Source organism: Erwinia psidii (assembly GCF_003846135.1).
Taxonomy (GTDB): domain Bacteria; phylum Pseudomonadota; class Gammaproteobacteria; order Enterobacterales; family Enterobacteriaceae; genus Erwinia; species Erwinia psidii.
Map to the genome: position 1 here is coordinate 1 of NZ_RHHM01000018.1, position 24,011 is coordinate 24,011.

The window sequence follows — 24,011 nt, forward strand, 5'->3', positions numbered from 1 at the left end:
CTGACCCCATGCCGAACTCAGAAGTGAAACGCCGTAGCGCCGATGGTAGTGTGGGGTCTCCCCATGCGAGAGTAGGGAACTGCCAGGCATCATACAGCAAGATGCAGGAACTATATTCTGCAACTTCAACGCCACTCAGATGACATGAATGGCGAAAGTAATACCTGAATCAGAGGTTACTTCTGGGTTCAGTACAGAATCGGTGGAGCGGTAGTTCAGTTGGTTAGAATACCTGCCTGTCACGCAGGGGGTCGCGGGTTCGAGCCCCGTCCGTTCCGCCACTTAAAGATAAAAGCCCTGAGTAAACTACTCAGGGCTTTTTTACTTGTTGATGAAAATCATGTTCTGTCGACGTAATACCGCTCGGTTAAGCAGTTTGTACCATGTGAAAATTCCCCGTCTTCGGTACTCTGACTGATAAAGGAAGTGAAGATGAGCGGATTTAAAGCGCTTCCCTCCTTCTGTGACACTGCCGGTATTATGCCGTGCTACCGTCTGAATACCTTCTCAGAATGCTTAAATGCAGCATTGGCAAAAAATCGTATCGACAGATATGAGGTCCTGCGAGCAAATGAAGAACCAAATTATGGCATTAAATGTCCGGTCACCCTGTAGATCTTCTGATAAAAAGAACGCCGAAATTGTCAGTATCAGAAGTGATGTGGTATTTGAATGACAGCACAGCAATAAGACTCCTCTGCCCGTTTTTCAGCTTGCGTCACCATAAACGCGGGTAAACGCAGCGATACTGTGCCCACGCCGTGGGCATGCATACAGGGATGAGCCGTAAATACCGCAGGTATCAGGCAAAACATGAAACGGATGATAGGAAACTTTTGTCTGATAAGATATGAAGAGAGTGCTCCCGGTGCCTGGTCCGCTACACCTTTCTGGATAGCATTAAGTGCAGGTGTTTTTCCATTAAGGCTTTTTGTCTCCTCCTGAGCTAATTTTGTTTTACAGGTTTGTCGTTACCAGTAAACATTCTGTTGTTTGCAGATGTTTACCTGATTTTTCTTGCTTATTGGGTCAGCCCGGATTGAAACTCAATGGCAAAGCCCCTATAACTGAATGATAGCGTGACTTCAGCATCACTTAAGGCCAGGCGGTACAGTGCGAAAAAAGACCTATGCCATGCGATATGTAGCAGGACAGCCAGCAGAACGTATTTTTCCGCCTGGCGCCATGCTGCACGTTGGCAACGCCTTACCTCCGGGGACGCCGTTGACAATGAAGTCTTCCCTACGGGTGTTGGTATGGAATATTTTTAAACAGCAGCGTGCTGACTGGCTCTCAGTTCTGCAAAATTTCGGTAAAGATGCCCAGTTGGTATTATTGCAGGAGGCTCAAACCACGCCTGAACTGGTGCGTTTCGCAACCACTCATTATCTTGCGGCCGATCAGGTACCCGCTTTTGTCCTCCCTCAGCATCCCTCTGGTGTGATGACACTGGCCGCAGCACATCCGGTCTATTGTTGTCCTCTTCGTGAACGTGAACCGTTACTGAGGCTGGCCAAATCAGCGCTGGTTACGGCGTATCCTCTTCCTGATGGCCTTATGCTGATGGTGGTTAATATCCATGCGGTCAACTTTAGCCTGGGTATTGATGTCTACAGCAAGCAGTTGGGGCCGATTGGCGAACAGATCCTTCATCATCGGGGGCCGGTTATCATGGCGGGAGATTTTAACGCCTGGAGTCGTCAGCGTATCAACGCCCTGTATGCATTTGCCCGTGATATGGGACTGGAAGAAGTCCTTTTCAGCGATGACCAGCGGCGCAAGGCTTTTGGACGTCCTCTGGATTTTGTTTTTTACCGTGACATGAGTGTTACTCAGTCTTCCGTTCTGGTTACCCGCGCTTCCGATCATAATCCGCTACTGGTTGAATTCAATCCAGCTAAGCCTGAATCTTTGTAGCGAATGCCTGCTGCTGCTCCATCACATCGGCCAGCTGTATGTTCTGTCGACTGGAACCGGTCGTCCAACTGAAGTTCTGACAGATACAAGGTCATTATACTGAATCATGGAATATCCTCCGGTATTTACACTGTTGCTGAACGTGCAGGATGCGCTGTAGCACTCCCCTTTTCGGGATGACAGGCTCAGCATCAGGTGACAGCTGATATGGCGTATCTCAAAGCCAGTCAACTGAAGCTCTTCTTGCATTAACGCCACGATGGCCGGAACCGGTGTCATATACAGCGATTGAACGTCCTGCCGCCCATCACCCGCAGCGCATTACCCGGTCAACGGTACATCAGTCCTGCACTGAACAGTAGATATCGTCTTTACCCGCAATCTTTGCTCAACGCCAGGGTTGTCATTAACCTCACCGTCGGCAGCACAACCCTTTACCAAACGGATGGGCCTGTTCCAAAATGTGTCTTCGACACCTACTGTCAGCGTGCTGGTAACGTTTATTCTGCCCGTATTAGCTGATGGTTTTGTTATTGCAGCGGGTCAGGGCTTGGCAATCCCGCACAATTTTGCGCGGCTTTTAAAACCGTCCGGGTATCAGCGCGTAACGGATTTAATCGTGATGATGTTACCGGCATGATGCGATGCCGGTTTTATATGATGTGGTATGGTATTTTGCTGCAAAATGTCCGGTTTAAACGGAACTGTTGCGATGATATTCCGTATCTTGGTGAGCACAGGTATGCCGCATCCAGGTACAGCGGTCTTCAACAGATGCAAAGAAAAAGCCAGTCTGTCAGGACTGGCTTTAACCTGTAGCTGCAATGAGATCAGGTGTCTGGTGAGCGGTTATTACTCACAAACAGTGTCAGCCTGTCTCCGGGGCGAAGGTTCGCTACATCGCCGCTGCTGTTCCAGCGCATCAAATCCTTCATATTGACACCGTGGCGTTTTGCGATGCTGGCCAGAGAATCACCTTTACGAACTTTATAGGTGATGCTGTTGCCATTATCCACCAGCTTCGTGGCGCTACTGCCGCTGCCCAGATTCAGTGTCTGTCCTGGCTTGATATTGTTGCTGCGAAGGTTATTTGTACGCTGCAACTCGCTTACCGGGATGTTCAGGCGTTTAGCAATTCCTGACAATGTATCGCCACTTCGCACCTTATAGCTGTTTACAGTGGCAGAATTGTTCGCCAACTCTGTAGGTTGAACCGCCGCTATATCGCCTGTCGCCAGGGAACTACGCAACTTCGCAACGTTGGACTTCGGCACCATAATGTACTGAGGACCACCGGCAGGTGCAGTTTTGCCACGTTTATAGCCCGCATTGAAACTTTTCAGCTTATTCAGGGATATACCGGACATCTCTGCTGCCTGGGTCAATTCCATTTGCTGCCCGATATCAACCCTTGCCAGAGCGCGGGCTTCATCAGGTTCAGGCAGGCGTACACCATAACGCTGATTGTTTTTCAGGATATCTCCCAAAGCTAACATTTTGGGTACATAAACTGTCGTTTCGCGTGGCAGTGACAGATGCCAAAAATCGGTTGGCTTCCCTCTGGCTTTATTCGCTTTAATCGCTTTCAGTACGCGTCCTTCACCGCTGTTGTATGCGGCGATGGTTAGCAACCAGTCGCCACCAAACATGCCGTTGAGACGTTCCATCATATCCAGGGCGACGTTCGTCGATGCGACCACATCGCGACGCCCGTCGTACCACTGGCTCTGTTTCAGGCCATAGTTTCGCCCCGTTTGCGGTACAATCTGCCAGATACCGGCGGCATTGGCAGCAGAGGTTGCATGGGGGTCAAAAGCGCTCTCCACTATGGGTAGTAGTACTAGTTCCATCGGCATCTTACGTTGCTTAATCTGCTCGACTATCCAGTACATATACGGCTCTGCCCGTAATGTTACATCGTGGAGATAGCTCTTATTTCTTAAGTATTTTTGTTTTTGTTCGCGTATCCGGGGATTATCCGGAATCTTCATCTTCAGCTCGTTACTAATGAAATCCCACAGATGCTGTTGCTGCGTAAGGCTGGTTCCATCATCCTGCCAGCGCGGCGACAAAAAACGATCTGCGTTTTTGCCCATTTCACTTTGACTTGCCGAAGACAAACTCTGTGCATGCTGTTCAGGAGAGTTAGCGTCATGCCCTGACGCCTGACAACCTGACAGCAAGACTGAGGCGATTATTATCGCGGTAGCCTTCATGTGTTTGTCACAGTTCGCTTAAAAGACGTGCAACTATACGTGGTCGTATTGCGCAACTCAACCCGAAAATCAAAAATGGTCTTTCTGCTGGCGTAGCATTGCAAAAACTTGCAATTCATGTGAAGTGGATGTTTCGCATGTGATATTTTCTTGTAAATCAATATCATGTGTCATAAGGAATACATTGATTTTTCGCTCAAATGCCAATGTTGTTGGCAAGGAAATACCATTTTTTGCGCGTAACTCCTTAATTTTTCGATGATAGCGCTCTATCTCTGTGTTATGGGGTAAAACAGTCTCAGCAAACTTCAAATTAGATAACGTATACTCATGCGCGCAACATATTAACGTTTCATCAGGAAGAGAGTTAATCTTTTGAAAAGATTGGTACATTTCCTGAGGGGTGCCTTCAAACAGCCTGCCGCAACCAGCAGAAAACATAGTGTCACCACAAAAAAGGTAAGGAAAACTGAAATATGAGATATGTCCTAAAGTGTGGCCCGGAGTGTGAAGGACGCTGAATTCCAGCCCCAAAACAGCCACTTTATCCCCCTCTTTGACAATCTCCGTTGCCCCTTTATATTGTGTTTCAGCGGGACCATAGACGACCAGGTTTGGGTGTTTTTTGACCAAATCCTGTATGCCATCGGTATGATCATGATGATGATGGGTAAGCAAAATGGCGACTGGCTGCCAATGATTTTTCGCAAGTGTTGCAAATACCGGGGCGGCTTCGCCTGGATCGACAATCAGGCAGTCGCCCCGCTCGTTATTCAATGTCCAGATGTAGTTATCCTGAAGGGCCGGAATACTGGTAAGATTCATCATCGCCTCTTTAACTGGTCGCAATCTAAGGAAGATGGTAAAGCATGAAGCCCGCTAAAACACGCCAAATTCATCATGTGCCTCTGAGCTGGGCCAGGATCCCCTGGGGGGCATTTTATCGTGATGCACTAACCCGGCATTTAGCGCCGTGCCTGAATAAAATTTATGGTTTTCATCTGCTCAAGGTGGGGTCTCTGAGTGCTGAGATTGACACGACCTGCTGTGCTATCTCTCATCAGGTCAATGTAGGGCTGCGTGGCCCCGACCTTCATGTCAAAGCTGACCCGATGAGCCTGCCGTTTGAGTCTAAATCTGTTGACGCCTGCCTGTTGGCACACTGCCTGGCCTGGAGCAGCGACCCGCATCGTGTTCTTCGTGAAGTGGATCGGGTACTGATTGATGATGGGTGGATTATTGTCAGCGGTTTTAATCCGTTTAGCATGTTGGGAATGGGCAAGCTGATACCCGGTCTCCACCGGCGGGTGCCGTGGAACAGCCATATGTTTACCCAGATGCGTTTAATGGACTGGTTGAGCCTGCTCAATTATGAAGTGACAGAGCAGACCCGTTTTCAGGTATTGCCCTGGAACCGTCAGGGAGGTAAGGTCATCAGCACACATTTCCCGGCGTTGGGCTGCCTGAGTATTATTGTGGCACGCAAACGCACCTTTCCGTTAACTGTCAATCCGGCTAAAAAAGCCGCAGCAAAAAGAAGGCTTGCTTCGGCAGTGGGCGCGACCCGTCAGTATCGGGTGCGCTATCGTCATCAGGATTCGGACTGATAGCCCGTATCTTCCAACGTTGGGCTACCGGCGGCAGTGCGAGCCAGTTCGTCGCAACGTTCATTTTCTGCATGCCCGGCATGACCTTTAACCCATTCCCACTTTATCTGATGATGACTGAGTGCGGTATCCAGGCGCTTCCACAGATCGACATTCTTCACGGGTTTTTTGTCGGCGGTTTTCCAGCCACGTTTTTTCCAACCATGTATCCAGCTGGTTATCCCCTGGCGGACATACTGGCTGTCAGTGCTCAGCACCACGTCACATTGTTCAGTCAGTGCTTCGAGCGCAACGATGGCCGCCATCATCTCCATGCGGTTATTGGTTGTTAGGTAATAACCGACGCTGAAGGTTTTTTCATGTTTGCCGTAGCGTAGTATTGCGCCGTACCCCCCCGGACCGGGATTGCCCAGGCAAGAACCATCGGTGAAAATTTCTACCTGCTTAGGCATCTCTGATAGACTCCCTGCTGAAAAACGCCAAGTCTGACATAAACGGGGCCTATGAGCACAGTAAATACCACACGGCAGATCGTACTCGATACGGAAACCACCGGCATGAATATGATCGGGGTGCACTATGAAGGGCACTGCATCATCGAAATTGGTGCCGTTGAGGTGGTTAACCGTCGTTTGACCGGTAACAATTTTCATATTTACCTGAAGCCAGACCGGTTGGTCGATCCTGAAGCCTTTGGCGTTCATGGCATTGCTGATGAGTTCCTGGCCGATAAACCAACCTTCGCAGAGGTTGTTGACGATTTTATTGCCTATATCAGCGGTGCTGAACTGGTGATCCATAACGCCTCGTTTGATATCGGCTTTATGGATTATGAGTTTGCCAAACTGAGGCGTGATATCCCGAAGACAGAAACCTTCTGTCAGGTCACTGACAGTCTGGCGATGGCGCGTAAGATGTTCCCAGGCAAGCGTAATAGCCTTGATGCGCTCTGCTCACGTTATGAAATCGATAACAGCAAACGAACGCTACACGGCGCACTTCTGGATGCCGAAATTTTGGCGGAAGTTTACCTTGCCATGACGGGTGGCCAGACATCGCTGACCTTTTCAATGGAAGGGGAACGCCAGCAGCAAAGCGGTGGCGACAGCATTCAGCGGATTGCGCGTCCGGCCTCCGGTTTGCGGGTGATAGCGGCAACCACAGATGAAGTAGCGGCTCATGAATCGCGTCTGGATCTGGTAATGAAGAAGGGTGGCAGCTGCCTGTGGCGTGCTTAACTGCTTTAAATTAAGCAACGAAGGTGAAAAAACATCCATTCGCGCTCAATGCCATATAAAAAGCATTGACGGAGTGAGGTCCCCACCGTAATATTCGCCCCGTTCCGACAGGAACAAAATGCGGAGCGGTAGTTCAGTTGGTTAGAATACCTGCCTGTCACGCAGGGGGTCGCGGGTTCGAGCCCCGTCCGTTCCGCCACTATTCTGAAAGCCTGATTCATCACTGAATCAGGCTTTCAACGTTTCAGCGTCAGGTAATCCGACGCTTATGCACCGCACATTCTCTTCATCATCATGCCTCCTGGCCGGTTGCACTTTCGTCGTCTGCTCTTGCGGAATACACCAGCGTTCAACCTCTGTTACCGTACCGAGCACCACGTGCTGACTCAGCGCCAGCGGCTCTTTTTTGCGAGAGCGGTGGCGACCATTCAGGGTGGGTGATGCCTGCTTGCTGTTGCATGATAAAAGCAGATGTGGTGCTGACAAATTTATTGTTCAATGCTTCTGCACGACAATTTCGCCGCTATAGCTTTGTGTAGCGGTAACGCGATCTTCTCGCGCGATCCAGCGATAGCATGCCGCCGACAGCCCCGCACCAATAAACCAGCTGAAATTAGCTGCCTCATGCAGTGAGGGAATAAAGCTTATTGCCAGCCCGGTCAGCACTGAGGGCACCAGGGCGGCGATGGCTTTTGGATTAAAACCGCTACGGTACCAGTATTTGCCTTTTGCTGTGTCATCGAACAGATCATCCACTGAGATTTGACCATGCCTGATCAGGTAAAAGTCACACAGCAGGATACCAAACAGCGGACCAATAAAGGCACCCAGTACATCAAGCGTATAGTGGATAAGCTCTGGTGACTGGAACAAATTCCACGGTGTCAGCAGTACCGAACCGACCGCGGCAATCATTCCGCCGGTACGGAAGCTGATTTTTTGCGGTGAACAGTTAGAGAAATCGAAAGCCGGTGAGACAAAGTTGGCCACGATGTTAATGCCGATAGTGGCGGTGATCATGGTCAACAGGCCAACGGCAACAGCAAGATCGTTGCCTACCCGGCTGACGGTTTCAATGGGATCGGTGATCATCTGGCCAAACAGTGATCGGGTGCCGGAAACGATCACAACGGTAACGAGGGAAAACAGCAGGAAGTTAAACGGCAGGCCCCAGCGATTACCGCGGCGGATTTCATCCATACTCTTGCCATAGCGAGAGAAGTCGCCGAAGTTCAGCAGTGGGCCGGAAAAATAAGATACCACCAGTGCCGTGGCGGTAATCATCTCCCATACCTGCTGGCCACCACTCAGTGGTTTACCGGTCAGCGTCAGCGAGATGCCATGGAAGCCGGTCCTGTATACAATCCATGCCGCCAGTGTCAACATCACCACGTAGACCGCCGGACCAGCCACGTCGATAAAGCGTTTAATGGCGCTCATGCCGTGCCAGAACACCAGCGCCTGGGCGAACCACATCATAGCAAAACAGATCCAGCCAAGCGGCGAAAGGCCAAGCCAGGAGGTCTGCGTCATCGTGGCCAGTGAAGGCCAGAACTTTAGCGACACCAGCATCAGCGCATTGGAGGCCAGCCAGGTCTGAATTCCATACCAGGCAAAGGCAATCAGCCCCCGGATCACCGCCGGAATATTAGCACCGAATACACCGAATGCCTGGCGCGAAATCACGGCATAAGGTACACCGGCCAGCTGACTTGGTTTGGCAACCATATTGGCACAGAGTTGCACGATACAAATACCGACCAGCAGGCAAATCAGTACCTGCCAACTGGCAAGGCCAAGGGTGAAGAAACTGGCAGCCACTACGTAACCCCCCATACTGTGTACATCCGACATCCAGAACGAAAAGATGTTGTACCAATTCCAGGTCTGGTGGTGGGTTGGGGCGAGATCTTCATTGCACAACCGTGGACTATAGCTGGCGTTGGCAGTTACCGACGCCGCCGGGGAAACTGACTGAATCTCTGGCATGAAACCTGCTCCTGTAAATTCAACTGAAGATAAAGTGGCTGAGTGATGCAGTGCAGGATCCAGGCCAGAATGTTTTTTCATGTATACAAAAATAAATAAAAGTGTGTACGATTTTCACAGATCTGATGTTTACCGGAGTAAAAATGAAAAGTGAAACCGTCCCGATAACGGCCGCTGAACTGTCCGACAGGGATGAATCGATCTATCAGGCGCTGATAACGGCGATTGTCGAGCAGCAGTTGCCACCCGGCAGCAAACTGCCTGAAGAGGCGCTTGCGGAGATTTTTGGCGTCAGTCGTACCGGGATCCGTAAGGTGTTGCAACGCCTTGCGGCGGTGCAGATGATCGTATTAACGCCCAAACGCGGTGCACAGGTCGCCATGCCATCGGTGGAGGAAGCACGGGATATTTTCCATACGCGCTCCCTGATTGAATGTGCCAACCTGCCTGCGGTGCTGGCACGCTGTCAGTCCACACATCTGGTGGCGCTGGAGAAACTTAACCGCCAGGAGCAACAGGCACATGCGCAGCACGATGGTCCGGCGGCTATTCGCCATTCGGCTGCTTTTCATGTGCAGTTACAGGCCATCGCCGGTAATAGAGTGCTGACTGAAATGGTCATGCGGCTGACGCAGCGTTCATCGCTGGTGATTGCCGCCTATGGTGCGCCGTGGCAGCAGGGCTGCCGCTGCGACGATCACGATCGGCTGATTAAGCTGGTCCGAAAAAAAGACCCCCGGTTGCTGGCTGACGCAATGCGGCAACATTTCACGCATATTGTAGAAAGTCTGCACTTTGAACGCAGTGGTGAAGCGCTGCCGGACTTTGCCAGAATATTTGCTGGTTTTGCAGTGCAACTGGAGGATCGCTGATGATGGCAAAACAGGTTATCCAGGTCATTAATCCCAACACCAGCCTGGCGATGACAGAAACCATTGCGCAAGCCGCCCGTGCTGTGGCGGCACCGACAACAGAGATCCTTGCCGTATGCCCGTCGCAGGGTGTTCCCTCCATTGAAGGGCATTTTGATGAAGCGGTGGCTGCTATCGGCGTGCTGGAGCAGGTGAAAGCCGGACGTGAACAGGGCGTTTGCGGTCATATTATTGCCTGCTTTGGCGATCCGGGCCTGCTGGCGGCCCGCGAGCAGGCCAGTGGGCCGGTGGTTGGTATTGCTGAAGCGGCGATGCACCTGGCCACAATGGTGGCGACACGCTTTTCAGTGGTCACCACGCTGCCGCGAACGGTGATCATTGCGCGACATCTGTTGCAGCAGTATGGTTTTGAACACCACTGTGCCGCGCTCCATGCCATCGACCTGCCGGTGCTGGCGCTGGAAGATGGCAGCGGGCTGGCTCAGGAAAAAGTGCGGGAACGCTGTATACAGGCGAAACGCCATGACGGCAGCGGCGCGATTGTTCTTGGCTGTGGCGGTATGGCAACCCTCGCCCGTGAACTGACGCAGGAGCTGGCTATCCCGGTGATAGATGGCGTGGGTGCAGCGGTGAAAATGGTCGAATCGCTGGTGGCACTGGGGCTTTCGACCAGTAAGCACGGTGATTTGGACTATCCTGTTGAAAAAGAACTGTCGGGCCAGTTTGCACGCCTGAGCTGGACAAACGTAATCAAGCCAATAACAGGACTCTGACGATGAACAGTGCCGTTGACAAAAAAGAGTACAGTTTTAATAAAAATTACCCCCGTGACCTGGTAGGCTATGCGGGTAATCCTCCCCATGCTGCCTGGCCGGGAAAGGCAAAAATTGCCGTCCAGTTCGTACTGAACTATGAAGAGGGCGCTGAAAATAATGTGCTGCATGGCGATGCCGGCTCCGAGCAGTTTTTATCCGATATCATTGGCGCGGCGAGCTATCCTGAACGTCATATGTCGATGGATTCACTGTATGAGTATGGTTCCCGTGCGGGATTCTGGCGTATTCATCATGAATTCCAAAAGCGTGGGTTGCCGCTGACCGTATTTGGTGTCGCGATGGCGCTGGCCCGTCACCCTGAGATCGTTGCCGCAATCAGGGAGGCAAACTATGACGTGGTAAGCCACGGCTGGCGCTGGATCCACTATCAGGGAATGGATGCCAGAACGGAACGTCAGCATATGCAGCTGGCGGTGGATACCCTGGCCGATCTGTTTGGTCGCGCGCCGACCGGATGGTACACCGGGCGGGACAGCCCCAATACCCGCAGGCTGGTGGTCGAGCAGGGCGGTTTTACTTACGACAGCGATTACTACGGTGACGATCTGCCGTTCTGGACACAGGTGACCTGTCAGGATGGCAGCGTGAAGCCACATCTGATCATTCCGTATACGCTGGAAACCAACGATATGCGTTTTGCCACGCCGCAGGGATTCAATACGGCTGAACAGTTCTTTACCTATCTGAAAGACAGTTTCGACGTGTTGTATGAAGAGGGAGAAACCGCGCCAAAAATGCTGTCAGTAGGCATGCACTGTCGGTTACTGGGACGTCCGGGGCGCTTTCGCGCATTGCAGCGTTTCCTCGACTATATCCAGCAACACGATGCGGTATGGATATGCACCCGGCAACAGATTGCCGATCATTGGGTGAAAACGCATCCGGTCTCTGGCGTTTAAGCATAGCCTGAAGGCTATTTGTTTGCTGAAATAAATAGCTTTTTAAGTAACGATGCCATCATGAAATTTAATATTGAAGAGGGTTGGTTTTTATGTAACGCTTAAAAATGTAGTGAGAAGATAATTATGGAATGTTTTTTCGTTAATAAGGATGTTTATTATGCGTAAAATTAATTTTATAACAGGGGTATTTTCACTTTTTTTTATTGTCTCTGATGGCAATACCATGAGTAGCACGCCGCAAAATCCCTGGGCTGGTCAAATCACCAATTTCATGGGCTCAATGCCAGATAATACACAAGGATACAAAGTATTATCTTATCCCATTAAAGTCATGTCGGGTAAGAAGGAGCAGGGATTTTATTACTCGCAGTACGTCTTTTTTAAACATCCAGGCGATCAGAATGCTGCCTATTACATGGGCATTCAACCCTGGGGGGACAATCAGGCTAAAGTGATTTTTTCTGTATTTGGTGCCAATGTCGAGAAGCAGGACCCAAAATGCACGGATGAGGCCGATCATAAAAATGGATCAAGCTGTTATGCCTTTATGCCTTTTGAATATGATGTTGAATACAAATTTATCGCCACTCTGGTCAGTTCTACCTCATCAGGAAATATTTGGGAAGGCTATGCTGTCAATACTGTCAGTAATGATGCCCGCCGCATAGGATCGTGGAAAACCCCTACCGCGTGGGGACTGCTGTCGGGTAAAAGCATCGGATTCATTGAGCATTTTCTCAGCATAGAAAATTGCTCACTTCTTCCGGCCACATCAGCACTTTTCGGACCGGGTGTTGGCAGCGTATCGACCGCTGAATCCGTCACTGGGAAATTAACTGCTGCCTATTCAGCTATTTCTGAACCATGCAAAGGAAAAATCCCCTTCAGTTCAACCATCCAGGCTGATGGCAGTCTTCTTGTCAGGCAGGATAAAGGCATCAACTGACGTTGGCTGAATTTTATTGTGAACTGAAAATTGCGTCTCCTGGCGTATGTCTGTCAATAAGTTCTGGCTCTGCTTTATTTTCTCTGAATGTTAATCTTGCATAACAGTCACAGACTTCTTATTAAAATTGTCAGTATGTGCCTGTGGGATGTAATTAACTCTGCCTTCTGCGAAGGCGGATTTTTTCTTCACCCGGCGATGCGGATGACCGCATAAGGAGCATTGAAACCATGTTTGCTATAGACTGGCAATTTATTGACAAGGTTGTCTATATTAACCTGAAAAAAAGAACTGACAGAAATGAAGCGATGCAAAAGGAATTGCAGCGAGTCGGTATTCCACAGGATAAAATTGTCCGTTTTGAGGCTATCGAAGATATATGCGGCGGTATTGGTTGCGCCTTATCCCATGCCGGGGTGTTGGCAATGGCGGAACGTCATCACTGGCGGAACGTGCTGATCCTGGAAGATGATATGAGGTTTAATGAGGACGACTCATCCTGCAGGCGACTGAATAATTTCATGGTGCATTTACGGGAAATGTCGTGGGATGTCGGATTTCTTTCAGCCAGTTATTTCATTATTAAAAATGTCAGGGATGAATTGTACAAAGTTGAATTTGCTTATCTTGCTAACAGTTACCTGGTTAATAAACATTATTACGCCAGGCTGATGCAAAACGTTCATGAATCTGTTGTTCAGCAGCGAAACGGTGTGCCTTACCATAAATCGACAATGGATTATCACTGGATGCAGCTGATGGCTAAAGACCGATGGTATGGTGTCTATCCCTGCACCGGCTATCAGATACCCGATATGAGTGATATTGAAAATAAAGTAATGGACAGGACGGCCTTTTTTAACCGTCCTCTTGACGAAATAAAACAGTATGGCTCCCATTGATTCGTTACTCCCTGCCATCCGGCCGGGAGGAGGCCACCAGGCCGGTGAATCAGGTTACGGCGCGCGCTGGCCCCGTCAATATTGTGCTATCGCCATCAGATGAAAGATAGCCAAAGAAGATCGCCCGGTGAGCTTAGCCGGGAAATGATTGTGGTCGCCAGTGCACCTGCAATGTGCAGAATAAAAGGGGAGAGCGGTTATTACGCTGCATTCACGACCGGGGTGGGTGCAACCGGTCTGCTTTGGCAACATCAAGAACGATACGACGGACAGCGTTTTTGTACTGTCCCCGTCGTTCAGCTCATCAGGCTGACCTGTGCCGCAACGATCCGCCAGCCGCAGGGAAGTTTCACCCACGTTTGCTGCTGGCGACCCACGTTGTCACTCCCCTCGCGGGTGAACTCCGTACTGCATACCGCGTAATCATCGCCAAAGGTGGTGATCACCGTATTATGAAGTTGGCGATCCAACCCCTGTGCTGACCGGCTGGCGCGAAAGGTGCGGATCTGGTCAATACCGTAAAGATTCTCTCCTGGACCCAGCCGCACGGTGCGTTCATCGTGCCAGAATAATTCATCCAGTACGGCGGTGTTATTACTGATTAACGCCTCTTCGTAGCGATAAAATGCGCTGGTAACTTCAGCCAGGATCGCCGGTCGATCTATATGTTCAGTTTTCATCATCATATTCCCAGGTTAGCAGGTAGCGCACGGGCGATACCCATCTGTTCCAGCGCCCAGGCGACCCGCAGGCAGGCGTCTTCTCTGAAGGGGGCTGCGATGAGTTGCAGGCCAATTGGCAGGCCGCTGGCGGTCTGGAGTGGTACCGTAGTCACCGGCAGGCCAAGAAAAGAGATCGGCTGGGTCAACATGCCCATGCTGGCGCGGATGGGCAAATCTGTACCGTTGATATGCATGGTTTGCTGGCCGATTTCCGTGGCCGTGGTGGGCGTGGCCGGTGCAATCAGCACGTCGAACTGTTCAAACAGCGGCAGCACCTGCTGACGGAAATGGTGGCGAAAACGTTGCGCCTGTACATACCAGGCGGAGGGCATCATTGCGCCGGCGAGCAGGCGCTCGCGTGAAAACGGTTCAAAGCGTTCCGGGCTATGTCGCAGGGCAGGCAGGTAATGATTGCCCCCTTCGGCGGCAGTAATAATAAAAGCGGCGCTTCGTGCCAGTTCAGCCTCGGCCAGTGCCACTTCATCCTGCACGTTCAGCGCGCTGGCAGCCGTCGCCACGGCGGTGCGGGCCTCCTGTGAACACCAGTCCTGAAAGTAGCCAGCCAGGACGGCGCAGCGCACACCGTCCAGCCCTTTTTCCAGTGTCGGCTGTGCGGGTTGCAGGTTTTTTTCTGCCTGAAAACGGTCCAGTGGGTCCTGCCCCTGGAGCGCATCATACACCCTCGCCAGATCGTCCACCGAGCGGGCAAATGGCCCAATATGATCGAGGCTGGCAACAAACGGATGGCTGCCGCTACGCGAGAGACGGCCAAAAGTGGGTTTAAGACCAAAAATGCCGCACAGTGAGGCGGGCACGCGTATTGAACCGTTGGTATCGGTGCCAAGAGAAAAATGCACCAGTCCGGCGGCCACCGCCGCCGCTGAACCGCCGGACGATCCTCCGGCAACCCTGGTCAGATCGCGCGGATTACGGGTTGCACCGTAACAGGTGTTTTCGGTGGTAAAGCCATAAGCATAGGCATCCATGTTCAGCATCCCGCTGAGCAGTCCACCTGCCATGCCCAGTTGCCGGACGGCGCGGCTGTCCTCCTGAGCGGGCTTGCGATCGCTAAACAGGCTGGCTCCGGCCAGGGTGGCGTGTCCCGCGACATCAAACAGATTCTTCACCGCCCAGGGAATGGCCGCCAGCGACGGCAACGGCTGGCCCGTTTTACGCAGATGGTCGACAGCATCCGCTTCCCGGAACATGCGTTCGCGGGTGATGTGGGTCCAGGCGTTAATCGCCGGGTTATATTGCTCAATATCGTTCAGCGTTTGTTGTGCTATCTCCCGTGCACTCAGCTCGCCAGTGACCAGCGCGTGCTTCAGTCCGGCAATGGATAATGAGGAAAGGCTCATGCTTTGTAGACCCCCGCCACTTCCAGACGATCATCAAGAGGGAAGGCCATCAGCGGATCTGCCATCGCGGCAATACGGCTGAACTGAATGAACAGTTCTGCACGGCGCTGCTCGTCAAGCGGGACGCCAAGCACCTGCTCCATCTGTGCCAGGTAGCTTGTCCAGTCGGGTGAAATTTGCTCCATCTTCTTCTCCTGTTAAAAACCGGCAGCGCTGCCGTTGCTGCGGGGATCGCAGGCTCCTTCCAGCATGCCATTGGTATGCCGGATAATGGCACCGGCATGGCCAACGGCCTCGCTGAACGCAGGCAGAGCCTCAACCTCATGGCCCAGCGCCCGCAGTTGTTGAAATATTTCCGGGGCAAACCGCGCTTCCAGCTTCAGCGTGTCGGAAGACTGTCCCCAGGTCCGCCCCAGTAGCCAGCGGGGCGCGCTGATACTTTGTTGCAGTGGCATTCCCTGCACCACATGGCGGGTAAAAATAGCCGCCTGGGTTTGGGGTTGGCCATCGCCGCCCATTGAACCGTACACCAGCGTTCTGCCATCGTGCAGCCGTGCAGCGGCCGGATTAAGGGTATGGAATGGCTGTTTGCCGGGGACCAGTGCCAGCAGATGATGTGGATCGAGACTGAATGCCGCCCCGCGATTCTGCCAGGTGATGCCGGTATCCGGGATCACCACGCCACTGCCAAACTCGTGATAAATGCTCTGAATAAATGAAACCGCCAGCCCGCTGCTGTCCATCACGCCCATCCACACCGTGTCGCCGGGGCCTTTGCCGCTGCCCCAGGGGGCTGCATGTTGGTCATCAATTTTAGCAGCCAGCTCCGCCATCCTCGCTGCGTTGAGCAGCGACTGTACCGGCTCCTGCATATACCGCGGATCGGTGATATAGCGATCGCGCAGGCCGAAAGCCAGCTTGGTGGCTTCGACGATACGATGAATGGTTTGTGCCTCGTTGGCTTCTGCCATTGGCAGGTTGTCGGTGATCCCCAAAATCGCCAGTGAAACCAGGCCCTGCGTCGGTGGCGTCAGATTAAAAATCTCGCCGTACTGATGTTGAATGCGTAGCGGCGTGCGGCGTTTGGCCTGATGCTGTTGCAGGTCGGCAAGGGTGACTGGCATACCGAGTGCAGACATCTCTTTTGCCAGTTTGTTTGCCAGGGTTCCACGGTAGAAACTCTCCAGTCCTTCTTCCGTCAGGAGACTGAGCGTATTGGCCAGCTGAGGTTGTGTAAAACGGCTGCCAGCGAGTGGCAGCTTGCCATCCGGCAAAAAGATGTCGGTAAAACCGGGCTGATTGACCAGTTCAGCGTATTTACTGCGGGTTGCTTCTGCCTGTGAATGGGTAACCGGAACGCCATCAGCGGCATAACGAATGGCGTCTGCCAGCAGGCGGGAAACCGGCAGGAGATTGCCCCCCAGTTCGGCAGACACCTTAAGCGCTTCCGCCCAGCCGCTGACGGTGCCTGCAACGGTCAACGCCGCCTGCGGGCCACGGTGGGGAATGGTGGCTGCCCCCTGATAAAAATCGATATCGGCCAGCGAACCGGCGGCACCGCTGGCATCTATGGCGACTGGCTCCCCCTGCGGCGGGACAATCAGCCAGAAACCATCGCCGCCCAGTCCGTTCATATGAGGATAAACCACCGCTACGGTGGCGGCAGCAGCGACCATCGCTTCAATCGCATTCCCGCCTTCGCGCAGAACGGCGACGGCACTTTCGCTGGCCAGATGGTGGGGGGCCACGGCCATGCCAAATGGGGCGATATTACTCTGGATCATTACAGTCTCATTTTTTTCAGGATTTCAGAGGGATTACATAAGCAAGAGATGTTCCAGTTTGTTGCCTGTCAGACGATAAGGCAGGAAAACCTCGCCGGTGAAATAATTTTTAAGCAGGCATGTAATTTGTATAGGCTATGTTCCCTGAAACAAAAGTTACAAAGGCGCTATGCAATGAAGCAGCTTGATGAACGTCTGAAAAGCCATTATCCGCACCTCTCGCCGCAGGAACAACGTGTGGCAGATTTTGTTTTTGATCATTTCAACGATCTGATCAGCTACAACAGTGCGGAACTGGCCCGGCTCAGTAACGTGTCAAAGGCCACCGTCAGCCGCCTGTTTAAGCGGCTTGGCTATGAAAAATATAAAGCGATGCGCGACGAATTGCGTACCCTACGTCAGAGCGGTATGCCGCTGACGGATAACCGGGATGCGGTGCAGGGCAACACCCTGCTGGCGCGGCATTACAAACAGGAAATGGCCAATCTCACGCAGTGGGTGAACAGCATTGATGCCACGCAGTTTGGTGAAGTGGTACAACACCTGTCGGGGTGTAAACGTTTGTTTATCATCGGGATGCGTAATTCATGGCCGCTTGCACTGCATTTTCGCCAACAGCTGCTGCAGGCTCGTGGCGGGATAGTGCTGTTGCCACAGCCGGGGCAGACGCTGGCGGAAGAGCTGGTGGATATTACCCCTGACGATATGGTGGTGGTGATGGCCTATCGCCGCCGTCCGCGTATTATCAAACCCCTGTTGCAGCAGCTCCAGAGCCACGCTGTGCCGACGCTTTTGGTCTGCGAACCGCAGGCTCAGGCACTGATTGCGCTGGCCCGCTGGCAGCTTTGTGCACCACTGGACAGCGTGTCTGCTTTTGACAGTTACGCCTCAGCCAACAGCCTGATCAACCTGCTGGCAAATGCGGTGCTGCACGAACTGCTCAGTGCAGGCCGTCAACGTATTCATCAGATCGCCGACCTTTACCAGCATCTTGATGAGCTGGAACAACGCTGATGGGGCTTCATTTTGGTGCGTTGCCTTATTATGGTTCAAGGCGTTCGCCTTTTCGGTACGCCGTTTTTGCACGGCGATACCCGGCCATCTGACGTTTTCTGCACGGCCATTCCCGTTCGGGGATGGCCGTGCAGAAAATAGCTAAACGGCTGGATTTCTGTCTGTTTTATCTCCAGTTTGCGTGCTTTCTTATCCGTCCTTCCTTACGGGCAGAAATAATTTAATGCCGCCGTTTGCTGCTGGCACATTAGTTGCAAATGCATCCATTAAGAATCTTTTGTTTCATATTGCTTAACCGGGGAAGAGAGAATGAAGAAAGTATTACTGGCAGTGATGGGTGCAGCACTGATGTTAACGCAGGTCACCAATGCGGTGGCAGATCAGCTCCAGGATATTGAAAAACGCGGTGTTATTCGCATTGCCGTGCCGCAGGATTTTCCACCTTTTGGCTCCGTGGGCACCGATTTACAACCGCAGGGCTACGACATTGATATGGCAAAGTATCTGGCGAAGCAGATGAAACTTAAGTTGCAGCTGGTACCTGTGACCAGCGCCAACCGCGTACCTTATTTGCAGACTGACAAAGTGGATTTGGTGATATCCAGCCTCGGTAAAAACCCGGAGCGCGAGAAAGTGATTGCCTTCAGCCGTGCCTATGCGCCGTTCTTTCTTGGCGTGTTCGGGCCGAAAGACCACGCGCTGAAAGATGCGGCAGCACTGAGCGGCAAATCCATCGGTGTGACGCGCGGTGCGGTGGAAGATATGGTACTGACCAGCATTGCGCCAAAAGACGCACAGGTGAAACGTTATGAAGATAACAACACCACGCTGTCTGCCTGGCTCTCAGGTCAGGTGCAGTATGTTGCCACCGGCAACCTGGTGGTGGCGGCTATTTCGCGTCAGGACGCCGACAAAGCGCCTGTGGCGAAGTTTATGTTGAAAGATTCCCCTTGCTTTATTGGCCTGCGTAAAGATGAACCGGCGCTGAAAGCAAAAGTGGACGCACTGATCGAGCAGGCAATTAAAGATAAAACGCTGAATGGCCTGTCTGAGCAGTGGCTGAAAGCACCATTACCGGCCAGTCTTGGCGCGTAAGGACAGGCAATGACGGGACAACTCAACTTTCCTGCGCTCTGGCCTTACTGGCCGGAGCTGCTCGCCGGACTGTGGGTCACCATTCAGCTGACCGTACTGGCGACCCTGGGCGGCGTGTCGCTGGGCATTCTCGGCGCGGCACTGAGCAGTGGCAGACCGTCGCTGGTGAGCCGCTTGTGGGGCTGCTACGTTGAGCTAATCCGCAATACGCCTTTCGTGGTTCAGCTGTTTTTTATTGTCTTTGGCTTGCCCAACCTGGGCCTGAAACTGACGGCGGGGGAGGCGGCACTGTTAGCGATGCTGATTAACCTTGGCGCGTACAGTACCGAAATCATTCGCGCCGGCATTCAGGTTACGCCGAAAGGACAGTGGGAGGCCGGGCGGGTGCTCGGTCTGACCCGCATGCAGACGTTTTTGCGGGTGGTGCTGCCGCCCTCGCTGCAACGCATTTATCCGGCGCTGGTCAGTCAGTGCATCATTGTCATGCTGGGCTCGTCAGTGGTGTCTCAGGTTTCCTATGAAGAACTGACCTTTGCCGCCAACCTGATCCAGTCACGTACCTTTTTAAGTTTTGAGGTTTATCTGGTGACAACCTTTGTCTACCTCGTATTGTCGGTGGTCATGCGGCAATTGCTGCTGGCTGCCGGGCGTAAATGGTTAGGAGGAACCTCAGTATGACCACCTTTACCGACTGGGACATTCTGCGCAATCTGCTGCTGGCGGCACGCTGGACATTGCTGCTGTCGCTGGCCGCTTTTTTTGGCGGCACCCTGGTGGCGATGCCACTGGTAATGGTGCGTCTGACGGGACGTCGCTGGCCTAACCGACTGATCCGGGCCTACATCGAGCTTTTCCAGGGAACGCCGCTGCTGATGCAGCTGTTCCTGGCTTTTTTTGGCGTGGCGCTGTTTGGCATTGATGTGTCACCGTGGACGGCGGCCTCGCTGGCGCTGACGTTTTACACCAGCGCTTTTCTGGTGGATATCTGGTTTGGCAGCGTCAGGGCCTTGCCGAAAGGTCAGTGGGAAGCCTGCCGTTGCCTGGGGCTGAATTTTGGTCAGACTCTGTATCGCGTGGTGCTGCCGCAGGCGTTGCGCATTGCCATCGCCCCGACGGTGGGATTTGCGGTGCAGGTGATAAAAGGAACGGCGCTGGCGTCAATCATTGGCTTCGTCGAGCTGACCAAGGCAGGCACCATTCTCAATAATGTTACCTATCAACCCTTTAAAGTTTTCGGGCTGGTGGCGCTGGGCTACTTCCTGATGTGTTATCCGCTGTCGCGCTACAGCAAGTCGCTGGAGAAGAAATTCAATGCCGCTCATCACCATTAATCAGGTGCAGAAATATTACGGTGACAACCATGTCCTGAAGGGCGTGGATCTGGATATTGAAATGGGTGAAGTGATCTCGATCATTGGCCGCAGTGGATCGGGCAAAAGCACTCTGCTGCGCTGCATAAACGGGCTGGAAGGTTACCAGGATGGCAGTATTAAACTGGGCGGGATGACTATCACCGATCGTGATTCACAGGCACGGGAAATCAGCCGCTCGGTTGGCATGGTATTCCAGAACTTCAACCTGTTTCCGCATATGACCGCGCTGGAAAACGTCATGCTGGCACCGCGACGGGTGCTGAAAAAGAGTGAGGCGGAGTGCCGTGCGCTGGCAAAACAGATGCTGGAAAAGGTCGGTCTGGGAGAGCGGATTGACTACTACCCGTCCAGCCTTTCTGGCGGTCAGCAACAGCGTGTGGCCATTGCCAGAGCGTTGGCTATGTCGCCTAAGGTGCTGTTATGCGATGAAATCACCTCTGCCCTCGACCCGGAGCTGGTTGGGGAAGTGCTGAAAGTACTGGAGCAGCTGGCCAAAGAGGGCATGACGCTGATCCTCGTGACCCACGAAATGAATTTCGCCCGGGAAGTGGGCGATCGCGTGGTGTTTATGCATCAGGGGCGGGTGTGGGAACAGGGCGACAGTAAAACCGTGTTTGCCAGCCCGCAAACTCCTGAACTGAAACAGTTTATTTCATCAGTGCGCGGCCTGGACTAAGCGCATCACATTGTCATAAAAGGGCAGAACCGATGGATTTAGCAAAATATCCACAGATTAACCCGCCGCAGCGCCTGCTGATGGGACCGGGACCGATTAATGCCGATCCGCGCGTGCTGCGTGCGATGTCAACTCAGCTGATTGGTCAGTACGATCCGGCGATGACTGATTATATGAATGAAGTCATGGCGCTCTATCGTGGTGTTTTCCGCACCCAAAACCAGTGGACGCTGCTGATTGATGGCACCTCCCGCGCCGGCATTGAAGCGATCCTGCTATCTGCGATCCGTCCCGGCGATAAAGTGTTGGTACCGGTGTTTGGCCGCTTTGGCCATTTGCTGTGTGAAATTGCCCGCCGTTGCCGGGCCGAAGTACATACCATCGAAGTGCCCTGGGGCGAGGTATTTACCCCGGATCGGATTGAAGATGCGATCAAAACCGTCCGTCCGCGTCTGCTGCTGACCGTACAGGGCGACACCTCCACCACCATGCTACAGCCGCTGGCGGAACTTGGTGCTGTCTGTAAAAAGTACGGCGTGCTGTTCTACACCGATGCCACCGCGTCGCTGGCCGGAAATCCGCTGGAAACCGATGCGTGGGGGCTGGATGCGGTCTCCGCCGGGATGCAAAAGTGCCTTTGCGGGCCGTCCGGCACATCACCCATTACTCTCAGCGCTGAAATGGCGGCGGTTATCCGCAAGCGCAAACGCGTCGAAGCGGGAATTCGCACGGCGGATCATCATGATGGCGATGACGAGATGATCTGGTCCAACTATTTCGATCTTGGCATGATCATGGATTACTGGGGACCGGAACGCCTGAATCACCATACTGAAGCCACCTCGGCGCTTTTTGGCGCGCGTGAATCGGCGCGTCTGGTGCTGGAAGAGGGACTGGACAACGGTATTACCCGTCACAAACTGCATGGTGATGCCATGTTGAAAGGCATTCAGGGAATGGGCCTCGATACCTTTGGCGACCTGCAACACAAAATGAATAATGTGCTGGGCGTCATGATCCCGGACGGCATCAATGGCGATCGGGTGCGTAAACTGATGCTGGACGATTTTGGCATTGAAATCGGCACCTCGTTTGGCCCACTGCATGGCAAGGTCTGGCGTATTGGCACCATGGGCTATAACGCCCGCAAAGACTGCGTGATGCAGACGTTGAGTGCGCTGGAGTCGGTACTGAATTATCTCGGTTTCAAAACCACCCAGGGCGCGGCGATGCAGGCTGCCTGGGATCGCTATGCGCTGGAGAACGGCGAATGAGCACTGGCCTGATGAGCGCGGCAGAGGCGGCGCAGGCGGCCGCCAGGGTGATGGCCCGCTGTGATCGGCTGGCTGAAATCAGCGAAACGCCGGGATACCTGACCCGCGTTTATCTCTCTCCTGAACATCTGCGTGCCAACGCGCTGGTTGGGGAGTGGATGACGGCGGCGGGGATGCATGTCTGGCAGGACAGCGTTGGCAACATTTGCGGTCGCTATGAAGGCGTCGCCCCCGACGCCCCCGCGCTGCTACTTGGCTCCCATCTTGACACGGTACGCAATGCGGGTCGCTACGACGGGATGCTGGGGGTACTGACTGCCATTGAAGCCGTGCAGTCACTCAATGCCCAGGGCAAACGGCTGCCGCTGGCGGTGGAGATCGTCGGTTTTGGCGATGAAGAGGGCACCCGTTTCGGCATCACGCTGTTAGGTAGCCGGGGCATTACCGGTAGCTGGCCGGCAAGCTGGATCGATCACCAGGATGGCAACGGCATCACTGTGGCACAGGCGATGACTGACGCAGGGCTGGATGCGACCGCCATTGCTCAGGCGGAACGTGACGTGGGTGAAATCGTCGCCTATCTTGAACTGCATATTGAACAGGGCCCCTGTCTGGAGCAGGAAGATCTGCCGCTGGGGGTAGTTACCGCCATTAACGGCGCGCACCGCCTGAATTGCCGTTTCAGCGGTGAGGCGGGCCATGCGGGTACAGTCCCCATGAGCCTCCGTAAGGATGCGATGGCGGCGGCGGCGGAATGGATGGTGTTTATTGAGCAGACTGCGGTGCAGCATGGCCCACAGCTGGTGGCAACGGTAGGAACCGTGCAGTGTTTACCCGGCGCGGTGAATGTGATCCCCGGAGAGGTGGCGCTGACGCTCGATGTTCGCGGGCCGGAAGACAAACCGCTGGCGGAACTGCTGTCAGCACTGTTAACCCAGGGCGAAGCCATTGCGCGACGTCGCGGTCTGGTCTTCAGTGCAGAAGCGTATTACCAGATCCCGGCAACCCGCTGTGATGACCGATTGCAGGTGGCACTGAGCAACGCGGTGAGCCAGGTTCAGGGCCGTAGTCTGTCGCTGCCGAGCGGTGCCGGTCATGATGCCATTGCCGTTGCGGAGCGCTGGCCGGTGGGGATGCTGTTTGTTCGCTGCGATCGTGGTATCAGCCACCATCCGGCAGAGTCGGTACTGGAAAAAGACGTGGCCAGCGCGATCCAGGCTTATACGCGGGTCGTGTGCGATGTGGCAGGCTCATGGGATGACGGGCAACACAGCCCGGGAGGCGAGTGAG

Annotated in this window: 23 protein-coding genes, 2 tRNA genes, 1 rRNA gene and 1 pseudogene; 18 read left to right on the forward strand and 9 right to left on the reverse strand. The window is 53.3% G+C overall.

Annotated features, from left to right (window positions below; genetic code table 11):
* The 3 genes from rrf to EB241_RS18425 form a co-directional block, all read left to right on the forward strand.
* Window positions 1–88: ribosomal RNA gene (gene rrf / locus EB241_RS18415) — 5S ribosomal RNA — on the forward strand; the annotation flags it as partial.
* Window positions 89–204: 116 nt separating this feature from the next.
* A tRNA-Asp gene (locus tag EB241_RS18420) sits at window positions 205–281 on the forward strand.
* A gap of 832 nt (window positions 282–1,113) precedes the next feature.
* Window positions 1,114–1,917, forward strand: coding sequence for an endonuclease/exonuclease/phosphatase family protein (locus EB241_RS18425; protein WP_124234550.1), 804 nt, complete (start codon window positions 1,114–1,116; stop codon window positions 1,915–1,917).
* Between the two features lie 830 nt (window positions 1,918–2,747).
* On the opposite strand, the gene mltD is transcribed toward EB241_RS18425, so the two are convergent.
* Both mltD and gloB read right to left on the reverse strand, forming a co-directional pair.
* Entirely contained in the window at window positions 2,748–4,133 is a 1,386-nt protein-coding gene (mltD, locus tag EB241_RS18430; protein ID WP_124234551.1) for a murein transglycosylase D, read from the reverse strand.
* Between the two features lie 69 nt (window positions 4,134–4,202).
* Window positions 4,203–4,958: a hydroxyacylglutathione hydrolase gene (gloB, locus tag EB241_RS18435; protein ID WP_124234632.1), complete on the reverse strand. Its 756-nt coding sequence runs from the start codon at window positions 4,956–4,958 to the stop codon at window positions 4,203–4,205.
* A gap of 44 nt (window positions 4,959–5,002) precedes the next feature.
* On the opposite strand from gloB, the gene EB241_RS18440 reads away from it, so the two are divergent.
* On the forward strand, window positions 5,003–5,740 hold the full coding sequence (locus EB241_RS18440; protein WP_124234552.1) for a class I SAM-dependent methyltransferase: 738 nt from the start codon (window positions 5,003–5,005) through the stop codon (window positions 5,738–5,740).
* Here EB241_RS18440 and rnhA read toward each other — a convergent pair.
* Window positions 5,725–6,293 (reverse strand): annotated as a pseudogene (gene rnhA, locus EB241_RS18445) (ribonuclease HI). The gene EB241_RS18440 and the pseudogene rnhA overlap by 16 nt on opposite strands.
* Between rnhA and dnaQ the strand changes: the two are divergent.
* The gene (dnaQ, locus tag EB241_RS18450; protein WP_124234554.1) at window positions 6,244–6,978 is read left to right on the forward strand and encodes a DNA polymerase III subunit epsilon; all 735 of its coding nucleotides are present in this window, start codon (window positions 6,244–6,246) and stop codon (window positions 6,976–6,978) included. The pseudogene rnhA and the gene dnaQ overlap by 50 nt on opposite strands.
* A gap of 122 nt (window positions 6,979–7,100) precedes the next feature.
* Window positions 7,101–7,177, forward strand: a tRNA-Asp gene (locus EB241_RS18455).
* Between the two features lie 29 nt (window positions 7,178–7,206).
* On the opposite strand, the gene EB241_RS18460 is transcribed toward EB241_RS18455, so the two are convergent.
* Both EB241_RS18460 and EB241_RS18465 read right to left on the reverse strand, forming a co-directional pair.
* Window positions 7,207–7,464: a hypothetical protein gene (locus EB241_RS18460; protein ID WP_124234555.1), complete on the reverse strand. Its 258-nt coding sequence runs from the start codon at window positions 7,462–7,464 to the stop codon at window positions 7,207–7,209.
* A 9-nt stretch (window positions 7,465–7,473) separates the two neighbouring features.
* Window positions 7,474–8,967 (reverse strand): NCS1 family nucleobase:cation symporter-1, encoded by a 1,494-nt coding sequence (locus tag EB241_RS18465; protein WP_124234556.1) that lies wholly within the window; start codon window positions 8,965–8,967, stop codon window positions 7,474–7,476.
* Between the two features lie 143 nt (window positions 8,968–9,110).
* On the opposite strand from EB241_RS18465, the gene EB241_RS18470 reads away from it, so the two are divergent.
* The 5 genes from EB241_RS18470 to EB241_RS18490 all read left to right on the forward strand — a co-directional run bounded on the left by EB241_RS18470 (window position 9,111) and on the right by EB241_RS18490 (window position 13,425).
* Window positions 9,111–9,839, forward strand: coding sequence for a GntR family transcriptional regulator (locus tag EB241_RS18470; protein ID WP_124234557.1), 729 nt, complete (start codon window positions 9,111–9,113; stop codon window positions 9,837–9,839).
* A gap of 2 nt (window positions 9,840–9,841) precedes the next feature.
* Window positions 9,842–10,612 (forward strand): allantoin racemase, encoded by a 771-nt coding sequence (gene hpxA, locus EB241_RS18475; RefSeq protein WP_124234633.1) that lies wholly within the window; start codon window positions 9,842–9,844, stop codon window positions 10,610–10,612.
* A gap of 2 nt (window positions 10,613–10,614) precedes the next feature.
* On the forward strand, window positions 10,615–11,574 hold the full coding sequence (puuE, locus tag EB241_RS18480) for an allantoinase PuuE (RefSeq protein WP_124234558.1): 960 nt from the start codon (window positions 10,615–10,617) through the stop codon (window positions 11,572–11,574).
* Between the two features lie 160 nt (window positions 11,575–11,734).
* Complete coding sequence (locus EB241_RS18485; protein WP_124234559.1) at window positions 11,735–12,523, forward strand: DUF3472 domain-containing protein; 789 nt, start codon at window positions 11,735–11,737, stop codon at window positions 12,521–12,523.
* Between the two features lie 230 nt (window positions 12,524–12,753).
* Window positions 12,754–13,425 (forward strand): glycosyltransferase family 25 protein, encoded by a 672-nt coding sequence (locus EB241_RS18490; RefSeq protein ID WP_124234560.1) that lies wholly within the window; start codon window positions 12,754–12,756, stop codon window positions 13,423–13,425.
* A gap of 296 nt (window positions 13,426–13,721) precedes the next feature.
* Here EB241_RS18490 and hpxZ read toward each other — a convergent pair whose 3' ends face one another.
* The 4 genes from hpxZ to EB241_RS18510 are packed head-to-tail and all read right to left on the reverse strand — an operon-like array spanning window position 13,722 to window position 17,289.
* Entirely contained in the window at window positions 13,722–14,105 is a 384-nt protein-coding gene (gene hpxZ, locus EB241_RS18495) for an oxalurate catabolism protein HpxZ (RefSeq protein WP_124234634.1), read from the reverse strand.
* A 2-nt stretch (window positions 14,106–14,107) separates the two neighbouring features.
* Window positions 14,108–15,505 carry an AtzE family amidohydrolase gene (locus EB241_RS18500; RefSeq protein ID WP_124234561.1) on the reverse strand — a complete coding sequence of 466 codons (1,398 nt, stop codon included), beginning with the start codon at window positions 15,503–15,505 and terminating at the stop codon, window positions 14,108–14,110.
* Window positions 15,502–15,690 (reverse strand): oxalurate catabolism protein HpxX, encoded by a 189-nt coding sequence (hpxX, locus tag EB241_RS18505; protein WP_124234562.1) that lies wholly within the window; start codon window positions 15,688–15,690, stop codon window positions 15,502–15,504. Before hpxX ends, EB241_RS18500 begins: the two co-directional genes overlap by 4 nt.
* Before the next feature lie 12 nt (window positions 15,691–15,702).
* Complete coding sequence (locus EB241_RS18510) at window positions 15,703–17,289, reverse strand: gamma-glutamyltransferase family protein (RefSeq protein WP_124234563.1); 1,587 nt, start codon at window positions 17,287–17,289, stop codon at window positions 15,703–15,705.
* 174 nt (window positions 17,290–17,463) lie between these two features.
* On the opposite strand from EB241_RS18510, the gene hpxU reads away from it, so the two are divergent.
* The 7 genes from hpxU (at window position 17,464) to hpxK (ending at window position 24,010) form a co-directional block, all read left to right on the forward strand.
* Window positions 17,464–18,303 (forward strand): MurR/RpiR family transcriptional regulator HpxU, encoded by an 840-nt coding sequence (hpxU, locus tag EB241_RS18515; protein WP_124234564.1) that lies wholly within the window; start codon window positions 17,464–17,466, stop codon window positions 18,301–18,303.
* Between the two features lie 309 nt (window positions 18,304–18,612).
* Window positions 18,613–19,398 (forward strand): transporter substrate-binding domain-containing protein, encoded by a 786-nt coding sequence (locus tag EB241_RS18520; RefSeq protein ID WP_124234565.1) that lies wholly within the window; start codon window positions 18,613–18,615, stop codon window positions 19,396–19,398.
* A 9-nt stretch (window positions 19,399–19,407) separates the two neighbouring features.
* Window positions 19,408–20,076, forward strand: coding sequence for an amino acid ABC transporter permease (locus EB241_RS18525; protein ID WP_124234566.1), 669 nt, complete (start codon window positions 19,408–19,410; stop codon window positions 20,074–20,076).
* The gene (locus EB241_RS18530) at window positions 20,073–20,729 is read left to right on the forward strand and encodes an amino acid ABC transporter permease (RefSeq protein ID WP_124234567.1); all 657 of its coding nucleotides are present in this window, start codon (window positions 20,073–20,075) and stop codon (window positions 20,727–20,729) included. Before EB241_RS18525 ends, EB241_RS18530 begins: the two co-directional genes overlap by 4 nt.
* Complete coding sequence (locus EB241_RS18535) at window positions 20,710–21,447, forward strand: amino acid ABC transporter ATP-binding protein (protein WP_124234568.1); 738 nt, start codon at window positions 20,710–20,712, stop codon at window positions 21,445–21,447. The genes EB241_RS18530 and EB241_RS18535 overlap by 20 nt, the downstream gene beginning before the upstream one ends.
* A 32-nt stretch (window positions 21,448–21,479) precedes the next feature.
* The gene (locus EB241_RS18540) at window positions 21,480–22,721 is read left to right on the forward strand and encodes a pyridoxal-phosphate-dependent aminotransferase family protein (RefSeq protein ID WP_124234569.1); all 1,242 of its coding nucleotides are present in this window, start codon (window positions 21,480–21,482) and stop codon (window positions 22,719–22,721) included.
* Complete coding sequence (hpxK, locus tag EB241_RS18545) at window positions 22,718–24,010, forward strand: allantoate amidohydrolase (RefSeq protein ID WP_124234570.1); 1,293 nt, start codon at window positions 22,718–22,720, stop codon at window positions 24,008–24,010. The genes EB241_RS18540 and hpxK overlap by 4 nt, the downstream gene beginning before the upstream one ends.
* The last annotated feature ends 1 nt before the right edge of the window (window position 24,011 follow it).

Bases quoted from the DNA above. Each gene is read 5' to 3' on its own strand.
- mltD (WP_124234551.1), bottom strand. From the start codon at position 4,133: ATGAAGGCTACCGCGATAATAATCGCCTCAGTCTTGCTGTCAGGTTGT.
- gloB (WP_124234632.1), bottom strand. From the start codon at position 4,958: ATGAATCTTACCAGTATTCCGGCCCTTCAGGATAACTACATCTGGACA.
- EB241_RS18440 (WP_124234552.1), top strand. From the start codon at position 5,003: ATGAAGCCCGCTAAAACACGCCAAATTCATCATGTGCCTCTGAGCTGG.
- dnaQ (WP_124234554.1), top strand. From the start codon at position 6,244: ATGAGCACAGTAAATACCACACGGCAGATCGTACTCGATACGGAAACC.
- EB241_RS18465 (WP_124234556.1), bottom strand. From the start codon at position 8,967: ATGCCAGAGATTCAGTCAGTTTCCCCGGCGGCGTCGGTAACTGCCAAC.
- EB241_RS18470 (WP_124234557.1), top strand. From the start codon at position 9,111: ATGAAAAGTGAAACCGTCCCGATAACGGCCGCTGAACTGTCCGACAGG.
- hpxA (WP_124234633.1), top strand. From the start codon at position 9,842: ATGGCAAAACAGGTTATCCAGGTCATTAATCCCAACACCAGCCTGGCG.
- puuE (WP_124234558.1), top strand. From the start codon at position 10,615: ATGAACAGTGCCGTTGACAAAAAAGAGTACAGTTTTAATAAAAATTAC.
- EB241_RS18485 (WP_124234559.1), top strand. From the start codon at position 11,735: ATGCGTAAAATTAATTTTATAACAGGGGTATTTTCACTTTTTTTTATT.
- EB241_RS18490 (WP_124234560.1), top strand. From the start codon at position 12,754: ATGTTTGCTATAGACTGGCAATTTATTGACAAGGTTGTCTATATTAAC.
- hpxZ (WP_124234634.1), bottom strand. From the start codon at position 14,105: ATGAAAACTGAACATATAGATCGACCGGCGATCCTGGCTGAAGTTACC.
- EB241_RS18500 (WP_124234561.1), bottom strand. From the start codon at position 15,505: ATGAGCCTTTCCTCATTATCCATTGCCGGACTGAAGCACGCGCTGGTC.
- hpxX (WP_124234562.1), bottom strand. From the start codon at position 15,690: ATGGAGCAAATTTCACCCGACTGGACAAGCTACCTGGCACAGATGGAG.
- EB241_RS18510 (WP_124234563.1), bottom strand. From the start codon at position 17,289: ATGATCCAGAGTAATATCGCCCCATTTGGCATGGCCGTGGCCCCCCAC.
- hpxU (WP_124234564.1), top strand. From the start codon at position 17,464: ATGAAGCAGCTTGATGAACGTCTGAAAAGCCATTATCCGCACCTCTCG.
- EB241_RS18520 (WP_124234565.1), top strand. From the start codon at position 18,613: ATGAAGAAAGTATTACTGGCAGTGATGGGTGCAGCACTGATGTTAACG.
- EB241_RS18525 (WP_124234566.1), top strand. From the start codon at position 19,408: ATGACGGGACAACTCAACTTTCCTGCGCTCTGGCCTTACTGGCCGGAG.
- EB241_RS18530 (WP_124234567.1), top strand. From the start codon at position 20,073: ATGACCACCTTTACCGACTGGGACATTCTGCGCAATCTGCTGCTGGCG.
- EB241_RS18535 (WP_124234568.1), top strand. From the start codon at position 20,710: ATGCCGCTCATCACCATTAATCAGGTGCAGAAATATTACGGTGACAAC.
- EB241_RS18540 (WP_124234569.1), top strand. From the start codon at position 21,480: ATGGATTTAGCAAAATATCCACAGATTAACCCGCCGCAGCGCCTGCTG.
- hpxK (WP_124234570.1), top strand. From the start codon at position 22,718: ATGAGCACTGGCCTGATGAGCGCGGCAGAGGCGGCGCAGGCGGCCGCC.